The organism is Mammaliicoccus sp. B-M6, from assembly GCF_022386965.1.
Taxonomy (GTDB): Bacteria; Bacillota; Bacilli; order Staphylococcales; family Staphylococcaceae; genus Mammaliicoccus; species Mammaliicoccus sciuri_A.
The window spans coordinates 1-12,892 of the sequence record NZ_JAJNHJ010000020.1; the positions used below are offsets into that span (position 1 = coordinate 1).

Genomic DNA, 12,892 nt, shown 5'->3' on the forward strand with positions numbered 1-12,892 from the left:
ATTCGAAGACTACAGGCTGAGAACATGCCCGCGAAAAGCATGCGCATAAAAAAATGCCGGCAAAGTCTAAGACTTTGTCGACACTCTGAAAGCACCTTAGCCAAAAATGGCTAGGTGCTTTATCTTTGACCTTTTATACTATTTATTATTTATTATAATCTTTTGGTTTACTTCATTAACTTCATGTTTAGTTGTCCAGGTACCTAATCTAAGATTTCTATAGATTTTATTTCACTTTCATCAAAATCATATAATGACTTACCGACAGACAAGTGCATAGAATCTTCGCCAGATTCGTTATCTACTTCATCATCGTAATTTGTAACTTTACCAATAAATTCTTGACCATCCTTTAAAGTTACCAATGCATTTTTACCAATATAAGTCCACAATTTCAACGTTGATTTTCCTTTCTTATTAAAGAATATATCATTATAAACCTATAGCGTTTCAATATTTCTAAAGTAATTGTTAAAAAACTTATTCATAAGGACTTTTATTCTTTTAGTACTCTCTCAAATATAATATATTATAAATTTACCTTATTTCCACTTTATGTAAATTACAGAAAATAATCTACAACATAAATACTTGATGATCCATGTTGTACATTATTATACTTTTGACACTTATTTGACACATGCACCCTTCTTTACTATTACTAATCTTCTATAGAATACCCTTTGTAGTTAATACAATTTTTATAACGTTGGCGTAAAAGTTCTAATACCACATATAACAAGGTACAAACATATACAAAAAAATCCCGTCATATCAACGTTACAAGTAACGAGATACAACGGGATATTGGTAATTTACGTCCTGGGAGGGATTCGAACCCCCGACCGACGGCTTAGAAGGCCGTTGCTCTATCCAGCTGAGCTACCAGGACATTTTCAACACAAGAATAATTATATCGAATAGATACTGATTTATCAATACTTTTTAAAAAGAAAAAGGTTTATTAAATCGCTTTCGAAGTATTATTACACGTTTAGTTATTTTATTTTACTTTTATTCGGTGATAACTATGTCATTAACTTTAACTGTATTGGCTTTTTCGGCTTTACACAAAGATTTATCTTCAAATATTTCTATAACACTCGCATGTACTAGTCCATTTGCTGTTAATACATATATGTTTTCGTTCTTATGTAAGTCGTTATATTCGTTTTTATTTATACAAAACTCATCATCATTGATAACTGATGTAACGTGTGTTCTGCCCATTTCTACCCCTCCTACGTATCATAACTTATTAGTTTTTACATAAAATTAACGACATTCATAATTATAAAACAATTTTTGTTTAATTGAAAGTTTATTCTAAATTTTTAATAAAATTGAGATATTCGTAAGAATATCTCAATAAATAAAATCTATTTGCCATTTTTGTTTTGCAAAATATATATTTAAAGTGCTAATGATAATTTTTCTATTTCTTCATTATTTCTATTTAAATATGTTAAAGTTGCATTATTTAATGCTTCGTCGAATTCGATGATCGCATATGTTTCTTCCCACTGTCCTCTTGTTTGAGAGATGCTTCCTGGATTGATACAATAAACGCCATCTATTGACTCACATAAAGCTATATGACTATGTCCATAAAATGCAAATTTAGCATGGTTATTTTTAGCATGGGCACTTAATACTTCTCTAGATGCTTTAATATCATATCTATGACCATGTGTATAGAAATAACCAATACCTTCTATTTCACCTTGTTCTTCTATTGGAAATTGTGGATCGAAATCACAATTTCCTTTAACTCTTTGATACAAACTTAGTTCTGTATCGTTATAGTCGAATTCAGAATCACCTAAATGTAAAAATAAATCTGCGTCTTTATTTTTTTCGTATATTTCATGAAGTATGCCTTGTTCGCCATGATTATCGCTAACAATTACCCATTTCATTGGAATCGCTCCCCTATGTCTTCATTCATTAATTTAATTGCATTACCACGGTGACTGATTGCACTTTTTTCTGCAGCAGTTAATTCTGCCATCGTTCTGTCTTGTGATGGTACAAAGAAAATTGGGTCATAGCCAAATCCATTTTCCCCTCGTGGTTCGTCTATAATTTCACCAGGTGCTTTACCTTCATATGTAACAGTTTCTTTACCAGGCTCACTTACAGCAATGGCACAAACAAATTCTGCTGCTCTATCTTCTATACCCTTTAAGTTTGTTAATAATTTTTCTATATTATCTTGATCATTTTTTTGTGCGCCTGCATATCTTGCTGAATAAATACCTGGTTCACCATTTAAAGCTTTTACAGATAATCCGCTATCATCAGCAATAACGATTTTATTTAATTGTTTTGAAGCCGCTTCTGCTTTCAAAATTGCATTTTCTTCAAATGTTGTACCTGTTTCTTCTACATCAAAATCAGGTGCAATTTCAGAAATACCTATAACATTTGCTTTTGGAAAAATGGTTTTAAAGTCATTTATCTTTCCTTGGTTATTTGATGCAATAATAATATCTTTCATATTTATCTCTCCTTACAATGTTATTCGTTCAACACGAGCATCTTCTATATGTAGCCACTCTTTTATCGTTCTCGTAATATGTTCAACATCACCATTTGCAAAAAATTGATGTTTCGGATTTGGTGTATAATATGAATGCTCATTACTAAAAGTCAATAATGCACTTACTTCTCTTGCTGTTTCTAAACCTGAAGATATAATTGTCTTGCCATCATCAAAATACTGATGAATCGCATCATATAGTAGTGGATAATGTGTACATCCTAAAATTACTGTATCTGAGTCATCATATCGCCACTGTTTAAGCGTTTGATGGATAACAATACTCGTAATCGTCGGATCTTTATATCTCATTTGTTCAACTAAAGGAACGAATCCTGGACAAGCGACGCCTTTAACTTCTACTTGAGGATTAATAGATTTGATACTTCGTCTATATGCTTCAGATTTAATTGTCCCTTCAGTACCAAGAACAAGTACACGATTATTTTTAGTTGTCATAATTGCTGTTCTTGAACCTGGATCAATAACTCCAATCACGGGTATTGATAACATTTCTTGTAAAGGTTTCAAAGCAACCGCAGTAGCTGTGTTACATGCGATGACTAGCATTTTAATATCTTTTTCAACTAAAAAGTTAGCTAATTGAATGGTAAATGATTTAACTTCTTCTCTTGTTCTCGGGCCATAAGGACACCTTCCTATATCACCTAAATAAAATATCGTCTCATTTGGCAATTGTCGCATGATTTCTTTAGCAACTGTTAAACCACCAATTCCTGAGTCGATTACGCCAATTGGTTTATTCATTCATCTTCACTTCGCATTCTTTTCAACATAATTTCTAACGCTTCATTAAACTTTATTTTATCTTCATCTTCCATAATAGATAGAAGATCTTCAGTATAAATTTGTCTCGCTTGAACAACTTCGTCAATAAGTGCCGTGCCTTTTTCTAATAATTTGACGTGGAATACTCTTTTATCTTTCTCAGATTGAATTCTTTGAACGAGTTCTTTTTTCTCAAGTTTATCTACTATATCTGTTGTTGTAGAATATGCTAAAAATAAACGTTTAGATAACTCACCAATTGTAATTTGATCATGCTCATTGAGCCATTGTAAAGCAATAAATTGAGGCGGTGTTATATCATAAACCTTTAACTGACCTCTTGATTTTAATTTCGTTCTTTCTACTATATGTCTTAACGAATATTCAATCTGTTTTGTAATTTCTTCCATAGTTGTTTGTACCTCTTTTCTCATCAAACTTATATTAATAATAATAACACATACGCTTATTTGCAGTTAATGAATTGGTCTTTATGTTATATAAATAAACAAATAAGAGGCCAAGACATAAAATTATGTCCCAGCCTCTCATATCTTTATTAGTTTACTTCGTGATCTGAACCGAAGAATGATTTAAACATTTGGAAAGTAGCCTCTCTGTTCATTGCTGCGATTGATGTTGTTAAAGGAATACCTTTTGGACAAGCATTTACACAGTTTTGAGAACTACCACACTCTTGTATACCACCATCAGACATAAGTGCTTTAATACGTTCATCTTTAGTCATGCTTCCAGTTGGATGCAAGTTGAACAAACGAACTTGAGATATTGCTTGAGCCCCCATGAAATTATTATTCACGTTTACGTTCGGACAAACTTCTAAACATACACCACATGTCATACATTTAGAAAGTTCATATGCTGTTTGACGTTTTTTCTCAGGCATACGAGGTCCTGGTCCTAAGTCATAAGTACCATCAATTGGTACCCAAGCTTTAACTTTTTTCAAGTTATCGAACATACGAGAACGGTCAACTTGTAAATCACGAATAACTGGGAATGTCTTCATTGGTTCAAGTTTAATTGGTTGTTCCAATTGATCAATAATAGCTGAACATGATTGACGCGCTTTACCGTTAATAACCATAGAACATGCACCACAAACTTCTTCAAGACAGTTCATATCCCAAGTTACTGGTGTCGTCTTTTCACCATTTGACTTAATCGGATTTCTTTGAATTTCCATTAAAGCTGCAATAACGTTCATATTTGGTCTATAAGGAATCTCAAATTTTTCTTCATAAGGTTGAGATTTATCATTTTCTTGACGTTTGATAATGATTGAAATCGTTTTGTTTTCTTGGTTTTGACCTTGTGCATTGTTTTCAACTGTTTGAGTGTCTGCCATAATTATTTACCTCCTTTAGATTTCTTAGAGTAATCACGTTTACGAGGTTTAATGTGACTAATATCCACTTCTTCATATGAAAATTCTGGTGCTTCTTTAGGTCCTCTAAATTGAGCAATCGTTGTTTTTAACCACTCTTCATCATTACGGTCTGGGAATTCTGGTTTGTAATGTGCACCACGTGATTCGTTACGATTATATGCACCAATCGTAATAACTCTTGCTAACACTAACATATTCCATAATTGACGCGTAAAGAATACAGCTTGGTTACTCCAAGTAGATGTATCTTCCATATCAATATTTTGATATCTTTCCATCAACTCAACAATTTTCTTATCTGTTTCTAGAAGTTTATCATTATGACGAACAACTGTAACATTGGCTGTCATAATTTCTCCTAATTCTTTGTGTAACTTATAAGCATTTTCTGTACCTTTAAGTTGTAATAAATGATCGAATTTTTCTTGTTCTTCATTTATACGTTTTTGGAAAATTTCTTCATCTAATTCTGTATATGATTTTTCAATATTATTAGCATATTTAACTGCATTTGGTCCTGCAACCATACCACCATAAATAGCAGATAATAAAGAGTTTGCACCTAATCTATTTCCACCATGTTGTGAGTAGTCACATTCACCAGCAGCGAATAAACCTTTAATATTTGTCATTTGATCAAAGTCTACCCAGATACCGCCCATTGAATAATGAACTGCTGGGAAAATTTTCATTGGGACTTTACGAGGGTCGTCACCAGTGAATTTTTCATATATTTCTATTATACCACCAAGCTTAACATCTAACTCATGTGCATCTTTGTGTGATAAATCAAGGTATACCATGTTTTCACCGTTAATACCAAGTTTTTGGTTCACACAAACATCAAATATTTCACGAGTCGCAATATCACGAGGTACTAAGTTACCGTAATCAGGATATTTTTCTTCTAAGAAATACCAAGGTTTACCGTCTTTATACGTCCAAATACGTCCACCTTCACCACGAGCTGATTCACTCATTAATCTTAATTTATCATCACCAGGAATTGCAGTTGGATGAATTTGAATAAACTCACCATTTGCATATTTAGCACCTTGTTGATAAACAACAGAAGCTGCTGAACCTGTATTAATCATTGAGTTAGTAGATTTACCAAATATGATACCTGGTCCACCAGTTGCCATAATTACAGCATCTGATCCAAATGATTCGATTTTAGAGTCTGTTAAGTTTTGGGCGATGATACCACGTGCAGCATCTTCCTCATCTTTAACAATACCTAAAAATTCCCAACCTTCATATTTTGTAACTAAACCTTTAACTTCATAACTTCTAACTTGTTCGTCTAATGCATATAGTAATTGTTGTCCAGTTGTTGCACCTGCATATGCAGTTCTATGATGCAAAGTACCACCAAATCGACGGAAATCTAAAAGTCCTTCTGGTGTACGGTTAAACATTACACCCATTCTGTCTAATAAATGTATGATACTTGGTGCTGCTGCAGTCATATTTTTTACAGGTGTTTGGTTAGCGAGGAAATCTCCACCATACACTGTGTCATCAAAGTGAATGTCAACAGAGTCGCCTTCACCTTTAGTATTGACAGCTCCGTTAATACCACCTTGAGCACAAACAGAGTGTGAACGTTTAACAGGTACTAATGAGAATAAATCAACATGCGCACCTTGTTCAGCAGCTTTAATAGTTGCCATTAGTCCTGCTAAACCACCACCGACAACAATGATTTTGTTGTTTGCCATAAAAATTGTCACTCCCCTAAAAAGTATAAATCCTATACGAATGCAAAAATAGCTCTTAAGCCAATAATACTAATTACGATAAATACAAATAAAGTTACATAAGTCATAAAACGTTGTGATTTTGGTGATTGTGTAATTCCCCAAGTAATGAAGAATGACCATAAACCATTTGAGAAATGGAATATAACACTTAATACACCAATAACATATAGCGTTACAGAAATTGGATTAGATAAAATATCTGAAACCATATCAAAGTCAACGTGATGACCTAATGCAGCTTGAATACGCGTTTGGTAAACATGAACAGCTATGAAAATAAATGATATGATACCAGTTAAACGTTGTAATAAGAACATCCAGTTTCTAAATAGTGAATGCCTTCCTACGTTTTCTTTAGCTGTAAACGCTATGTATAATCCATAAATAGCGTGGAATAGTATAGGAATATAAATAACTACAACTTCTAATACAATTTTAAATGGTAAATTCCACATAAAATCTGATGCTTTATTAAAAGCTTCTGGACTTATCGTTGCAAAATGGTTAATAACCAAATGCTGAATTAAGAATATTCCTATAGGAATTACACCTAATAATGAATGAATACGACGTAAAATAAACTGTTTTTCGCTTGACGCCAAAAGAAGTCCCCCCTAACTTTAATCTATGGCTCTATCGTTATATTAAGAATATAATAATCTGAAAACGATTACATACATCCCAAAAAAAATTCGATGAGCATTTACATGTATATTGTAACATCATTAAGTATGAATTTGGGCATGAGAATTATTCTCATACCCAAATATATAGATTTTTTGTTGTAATTTTACCATTTATTTACTAAGCTTATCTACTAAGTTTTGAGCAACCTTTTTCGGAACACCAATTTTAACAAAATCCTCTAAATTCGATTCTCTCATTTTTTTAATTGAGCCAAAATGTTTTAATAATGTTTGTTTACGTTTTGGTCCAATACCTTCTATTTCATCTAAAGCTGACTTAAGTGATGTTTTTTGTCGTGTTGATCTATGGAAACTAATTGCAAATCGGTGCACTTCATCTTGAATGCGTTGAAGTAAATAAAATTCTTGAGAATTTTTCTTTAGTGGTATAATTTCTGCTTGTGATCCGTACAATAATTCTGAAGTTTGGTGTTTGTCATTTTTACTTAGACCTGCAATTGGTATATCAAGTCCTAGTTCATTTTCTAATACATCTCTCACTGAAGACATATGTCCTTTACCACCATCGACAATAATTAAATCAGGAATTGGTAGTCCTTCTTTTAATACTCTTGTATATCTTCTTCGAACCGCTTCTTGCATTGACTTGTAATCATCTGGACCTTTTACAGATTTAATTTTATATTTGCGATAGTCCTTTTTACTTGGCTTACCATCCACAAAAGCAATCATAACAGACACTGGATCTACACCTTGAATATTAGAATTATCAAATGCTTCAATTCTAATCGGTGTTTGAATACCCATAGCCTCTCCTAAGTTCTCAATAGCTTTGATCGTTCTAGATTCATCTTTCGCAATTAATTCAAATTTATTTTTAAGTGAAATGCTCGCATTTTTTATCGCAAGATCCACCATTTCTTTTTTCTGACCTCTTTTAGGCTGAACCACTTTTGAATCAACGACTGACTCAACTGTTTTAATGTCTAAATTTTTCGGAATATGAATTTCCTTAGGCGTTAAATGTTGATTTAAAGAATAGAATTGTCCAATAAATGTATAGAATTCTTCTTCAGCAGTTTGAATAATAGGTATCATAGATGCTTGTCTTTCAATTAATTTACCTTGTCTAATAAAGAATACTTGAATACACATCCACCCTTTATCAACAGAATAACCAAATATATCCCTCATTGTCATATCTGCTGACATCATATTCTGTTTATAATTTAACATTTCAATATGTTGTATTAAGTCACGGTATTCTTTCGCTTCTTCAAACTTCAAAGCTTCACTCGCTTGATTCATCTTCTCGTTTAAGTCATTGACGATTGTTTTGTCATCACCATTTAGAAAATCAGTAATTTCTTTAACCATCGTTTGATACTCGCTTTGTTCGACTGGATAAACGCAAGGTCCTAAACATTGGCCAATATGATAATAAAGGCATACTTTATTTGGCATTGTGACACATTTTCTTAACGGATAAATTCTATCTAGTAATTTTTTCGTTTCATGTGCGGCATAAGCATTAGGATATGGTCCGAAGTATTTACCCGAATCTTTTTTTACAGTTCTCGTCACGATAAGTCTAGGGTGTTTTTCTTTTGTAATTTTTATAAATGGATAACTTTTGTCATCTTTTAATAATATATTATAACGTGGTTGATGTTTTTTAATTAAGTTAAGTTCAAGTAATAAAGATTCTATTTCACTTGAAGTCACGATAAATTCAAAATCTCTAATCTCCCCTACGAGTCGAGTTGTCTTTTCATCATGTGCACCTGTGAAATAGCTACGAACTCTGTTTCTTAATCGTTTAGCTTTTCCAACATATATAACCGTTTGTTGTCTATCTTTCATGATGTAACATCCAGGATCTGTTGGTAAAACTTCAAGTTTTTGCTTAATTTTCTTTTGGTAGTCTTCCACCTTTATCACCTACCTTTTTAAATTCATTATATCAATAAAATTTACATTGACCAAAACATATGTTCTATATAAATATCTATCATCACACAAAAACTGCCTACAAAGTCATATGCTTTGTAGACAGTTTGGATTAATCATAGGTTGTAACGATTAATAATGTTTAGATAATACTTGTTCTAGTTGTTCTTTAGGTTGGAAACCTACTACTTTATCTACAGCTTCGCCATCTTTAAATACGATTAAAGTTGGGATACTCATAACTTCGTATTTAGCTGCTGTTGCTTGGTTTTCATCAACGTCTAATTTAACGATGTTAGCTTTACCTTCAACGTCTTTAGCTAAATCTTCTAATACTGGCGCGATCATTTTACAAGGTCCACACCATGGTGCCCAGAAGTCCACTAAACTAACGCCTTCTTTGATTTGTTCATCGAAATTTGCATCTGTTGCTTTTAATAATGCCATTGGAAAAATCCTCCTTGTTAACTTATGATAATGAGAGTATAGCACGCTTTATTTTGCAATGCATGTTGTTTGCTCAAAGTGTATTGTACTTGATATGAACTATATTAGCAATCACTTAAATTCAGGTTTTCTTTTGTTTATAAATGCATCAATACCTTCTTTTGCATTGTCGCTTTCAATAATATCAACAAAATGTCTTTCTTCAATTTGATCACTTTCTAATGATAAATCTAAATTAGACATTTGCTTGATGACTTTAATAGAGTCTAAAGATTTAGAAGCGATTGTAGTAGCTAATTTTTCAGTAGCTTGTTCTAATGCTTCTTTATCTTCGACTATTTCATTAAATAAATGTTTCACTTCTTCTAAATTGATATTCTCACCAGTTAACGCAGCTTGTAAAGCTTTATGTTGTCCTAACATTGCGGATAATCGTCTGACACCACCAAAGCCCGGGAATATACCTAAGTTAATTTCAGGTAATCCTACTTTTGTATCTTTCGTGATTAATCTCATATCACATGCTAAAGCAAGTTCAAAGCCACCGCCTAAACAAACACCATGAATTGAACTGATAACTGGCTTATGACATGTCTTAATCAATCTAAATAATTTAGCACTTGTAGAAGCTAAATCTAATCTTTCATGTTTAGTTAGTTCTGGGAATGATTTAATATCTGCACCTGCAGAGAAACATTTTTCATTACCTTTTATAACGATGACTTTCACATCTTCATTGAATCCTTCTGTTTCAATTGCTTCAATAATGCTATTTAATACTGCCTCATTTAAAGCATTTACCGGACCATGATTTAATTGTATATAAAGAACGTGGTTTTCGACATTTGTATTTATCAAGAAAATTCCTCCTTATAAAAATATTAAGTATGCAATACCTGCTATAAATGTTAAAGCAGAAATAACGAGTAATACTTTAGCTAGTTTATACATATCAAAATTATCCAATATGTTTCCTCCTTATTTCAATGTTACAACAGTAACACCAAATCCACCTTCTGAAGGCATACCTGTACGATATGATTCTACAGAACGATGTTTTTTAAGATGGTCAGCTACACCTTTTTGTAATGCACCTGTACCTTTACCATGAATAATGTTCACTGTACCGTAATTAGAAAGTACTGCTTGATCGATATATTGGTCTAATTCTAACATAGCATCTTCATATCGGTAACCTCGTAAATCTAAATCCATTTTTATTGTAGAGCGATTCGTTCTAGGAACAACTTTGCTTGGTTGTTGTTTCTTTTTATCTAGTTTTTCTAAATCTTTTACTTCTATTTTCATTTTTAGTATACCCATCTGAACAACAACTTCTTCATCGCTGATCACATCGATAACTTCACCTTTTTGACCGTATGATAATACTTTAACGTCATCACCTTTTTCAATCTTATCGTGACGTTCTTTTTTAACATTTTGTTTCAGAGATTGCGATGTATATTGATTATCAAGTCGTTTCTTTCGCTCAATCAATTCATGCTCTTTTACATTTGCAGCTGAATTATCTCTCATATCTCTTAGTTCTTGAAGGATTGTTTCCGCTTCTTCAGTCTTCTGTTTAACTTCTTGATTGGCTTTATTTCTCGCTTCATCCATCAATTGTGTTTTGAAGTTTTCAAAGCGTTGTAATTCTTGCGTTAATGATTGATGCAAGTCTATAGATTCTTGTTTTAATTTTTCAACTTCAATACGATCATTTTCAACAGATTTAGCATTTTTCTCAAGTGATTCTATCATGACATTGATTTCTTTTTCATCTTGACCAATCAGTGATTTTGCATGATTGATGAGTTCATTTTTTAGCCCTAATTTTTTAGAGATTTCAAATGCGTTTGAGCGTCCTGGTATACCCATTAATAATTTATAAGTTGGTCTTAATGTTTCAACGTCAAATTCAACACTTGCATTCATCACTTTCTCTCGATTATAGCTATATGCTTTAAGTTCAGGATAATGTGTTGTTGCCATGATTAAAGCATCTCTTTCAATCGTATAATCTAAAATACTCATTGCTAATGCTGCACCTTCACTCGGATCAGTTCCTGCTCCTAATTCATCAAATAAAATTAATGAGTCTTTATCCGCTTGATCAATAATGTTGACGATATTTTTCATATGTGATGAAAAAGTCGATAACGATTGTTCAATAGATTGTTCGTCACCAATGTCACAAAATACTTTCTTAAATATTGTTATAATTGCGCCATCTAATGTCGGAATTAACAAACCAGATTGTGCCATTAACGTGATTAAACCAACTGTTTTTAAGGTAACGGTCTTACCACCAGTATTAGGACCTGTAATAATAACAGCATTAATGTCTTCTTTAAATTCAATCGTATTGCTAACAACTTCTGATTGATTAATTAATGGATGTCTTGCTTTAGGTAAATATATTGCTCTATCTTCAGATATGATTGGTTTAGTAGCTTTAATAGTTGCACCAAATTTAGCTTTTGCTGTCACAAAGTCTAAATGCCCCATAACTTCTGTACTTGAAAGTAATTCATAGCCTACTTCGCTTACTTGTTCTGTCAGTATATATAACAATCTATCTTTTTCTTCTTTTTCTTTAGCTTTAACTTGAGCAATTTGATTATGCATTTCAACAATTGCACTTGGTTCAATATATAATGTTTGGCCAGATGCAGATTGATCATGCACGATACCATTAAAATCTTGACGATATTCTGCTTTAACCGGAAGTACATGTCTATCATTTCTAACCGTAACAATTGAATCCGATAATTTCTTCTGATTAGCTGAAGATCTAACCATTTGCTCTAATCTTGATTTAATGCGATCGTTCGTTTTTTTAATTTGATGTCTCAATTCAGCTAATTTCGGACTTGCTGTATCAAACAAATCGTGCTCATCACACTGTTCACTTATTTGATTCAGCAAGTCACTTAATACTGGCAATTGCGCTACATAACCATCGATATTTGGATAAAGGATTGCTTCATCTTCATCAACGATACTAGCGTAAAATGTTTTGAATCTATTTTGAACTTGAATATTACGTTTAATTTGGTTTAATTCTTCAACGTTTAACAAACTGCCAATTTCTGCACGTCTTACATAAGACTTAATATCTTTTAGGCCTGAATAACCAGGTACTCTATGTTTATTATAAATTTGAGTCATTTCGTCTGTTTCATTTATACTTTGCTGAACTGTTTCAAGTTCATCACTTGGTTTAAGTTCGTTAATAAGGCGTTCAGCAATATCACTTGTCGCATGAGTAGACAATTGTTGAATAATTAAGGGATATTCAAGAACTTTTAATGTTTTCTCATTCATATTATCTTCCCTC

The 12,892-nt window shown here is 32.4% G+C and carries 13 protein-coding genes and 1 tRNA gene; all 14 read right to left on the reverse strand.

Features of this window, described 5'->3' with window-relative positions; translation table 11 throughout:
• Positions 1–203 precede the first annotated feature (203 nt).
• Complete coding sequence (locus LQ693_RS08545) at positions 204–398, reverse strand: LSM domain protein (RefSeq protein ID WP_107596691.1); 195 nt, start codon at positions 396–398, stop codon at positions 204–206.
• A gap of 420 nt (positions 399–818) precedes the next feature.
• Positions 819–892 (reverse strand) — tRNA-Arg (locus LQ693_RS08550).
• A 122-nt stretch (positions 893–1,014) separates the two neighbouring features.
• Entirely contained in the window at positions 1,015–1,230 is a 216-nt protein-coding gene (locus tag LQ693_RS08555; RefSeq protein WP_037587508.1) for a hypothetical protein, read from the reverse strand.
• A gap of 182 nt (positions 1,231–1,412) precedes the next feature.
• On the reverse strand, positions 1,413–1,919 hold the full coding sequence (locus LQ693_RS08560; protein WP_037587506.1) for a metallophosphoesterase family protein: 507 nt from the start codon (positions 1,917–1,919) through the stop codon (positions 1,413–1,415).
• A complete protein-coding gene (locus LQ693_RS08565) occupies positions 1,916–2,500 on the reverse strand; it encodes an XTP/dITP diphosphatase (RefSeq protein WP_107596692.1) in 585 nt (194 codons plus the stop codon). The genes LQ693_RS08560 and LQ693_RS08565 overlap by 4 nt, the downstream gene beginning before the upstream one ends.
• A gap of 12 nt (positions 2,501–2,512) precedes the next feature.
• On the reverse strand, positions 2,513–3,310 hold the full coding sequence (gene racE / locus LQ693_RS08570) for a glutamate racemase (protein WP_107596693.1): 798 nt from the start codon (positions 3,308–3,310) through the stop codon (positions 2,513–2,515).
• Complete coding sequence (locus LQ693_RS08575; protein WP_025904623.1) at positions 3,307–3,741, reverse strand: MarR family winged helix-turn-helix transcriptional regulator; 435 nt, start codon at positions 3,739–3,741, stop codon at positions 3,307–3,309. The genes racE and LQ693_RS08575 overlap by 4 nt, the downstream gene beginning before the upstream one ends.
• Before the next feature lie 149 nt (positions 3,742–3,890).
• On the reverse strand, positions 3,891–4,700 hold the full coding sequence (gene sdhB, locus LQ693_RS08580) for a succinate dehydrogenase iron-sulfur subunit (RefSeq protein ID WP_037587502.1): 810 nt from the start codon (positions 4,698–4,700) through the stop codon (positions 3,891–3,893).
• Between the two features lie 2 nt (positions 4,701–4,702).
• Positions 4,703–6,466, reverse strand: a complete 1,764-nt coding sequence (gene sdhA / locus LQ693_RS08585; RefSeq protein WP_107596694.1) for a succinate dehydrogenase flavoprotein subunit — start codon at positions 6,464–6,466, stop codon at positions 4,703–4,705.
• Between the two features lie 32 nt (positions 6,467–6,498).
• Positions 6,499–7,110: a succinate dehydrogenase cytochrome b558 subunit gene (locus LQ693_RS08590; RefSeq protein ID WP_025904626.1), complete on the reverse strand. Its 612-nt coding sequence runs from the start codon at positions 7,108–7,110 to the stop codon at positions 6,499–6,501.
• A gap of 195 nt (positions 7,111–7,305) precedes the next feature.
• A complete protein-coding gene (gene uvrC / locus LQ693_RS08595) occupies positions 7,306–9,087 on the reverse strand; it encodes an excinuclease ABC subunit UvrC (protein ID WP_107596695.1) in 1,782 nt (593 codons plus the stop codon).
• Between the two features lie 150 nt (positions 9,088–9,237).
• Complete coding sequence (gene trxA / locus LQ693_RS08600; protein WP_025904628.1) at positions 9,238–9,552, reverse strand: thioredoxin; 315 nt, start codon at positions 9,550–9,552, stop codon at positions 9,238–9,240.
• A 111-nt stretch (positions 9,553–9,663) separates the two neighbouring features.
• Positions 9,664–10,410 (reverse strand): enoyl-CoA hydratase/isomerase family protein, encoded by a 747-nt coding sequence (locus LQ693_RS08605; RefSeq protein ID WP_107596696.1) that lies wholly within the window; start codon positions 10,408–10,410, stop codon positions 9,664–9,666.
• Positions 10,411–10,530: 120 nt separating this feature from the next.
• On the reverse strand, positions 10,531–12,879 hold the full coding sequence (locus tag LQ693_RS08610) for an endonuclease MutS2 (protein ID WP_119475373.1): 2,349 nt from the start codon (positions 12,877–12,879) through the stop codon (positions 10,531–10,533).
• Between the last annotated feature and the right edge of the window lie 13 nt (positions 12,880–12,892).

What these genes read in the sequence shown, in the direction of transcription:
- trxA (WP_025904628.1), bottom strand. Translation starts at nt 9,552, where the DNA reads ATGGCATTATTAAAAGCAACAGATGCAAATTTCGATGAACAAATCAAA.
- LQ693_RS08555 (WP_037587508.1), bottom strand. Translation starts at nt 1,230, where the DNA reads ATGGGCAGAACACACGTTACATCAGTTATCAATGATGATGAGTTTTGT.
- racE (WP_107596693.1), bottom strand. Translation starts at nt 3,310, where the DNA reads ATGAATAAACCAATTGGCGTAATCGACTCAGGAATTGGTGGTTTAACA.
- LQ693_RS08575 (WP_025904623.1), bottom strand. Translation starts at nt 3,741, where the DNA reads ATGGAAGAAATTACAAAACAGATTGAATATTCGTTAAGACATATAGTA.
- LQ693_RS08560 (WP_037587506.1), bottom strand. Translation starts at nt 1,919, where the DNA reads ATGAAATGGGTAATTGTTAGCGATAATCATGGCGAACAAGGCATACTT.
- LQ693_RS08565 (WP_107596692.1), bottom strand. Translation starts at nt 2,500, where the DNA reads ATGAAAGATATTATTATTGCATCAAATAACCAAGGAAAGATAAATGAC.
- LQ693_RS08610 (WP_119475373.1), bottom strand. Translation starts at nt 12,879, where the DNA reads ATGAATGAGAAAACATTAAAAGTTCTTGAATATCCCTTAATTATTCAA.
- sdhB (WP_037587502.1), bottom strand. Translation starts at nt 4,700, where the DNA reads ATGGCAGACACTCAAACAGTTGAAAACAATGCACAAGGTCAAAACCAA.
- sdhA (WP_107596694.1), bottom strand. Translation starts at nt 6,466, where the DNA reads ATGGCAAACAACAAAATCATTGTTGTCGGTGGTGGTTTAGCAGGACTA.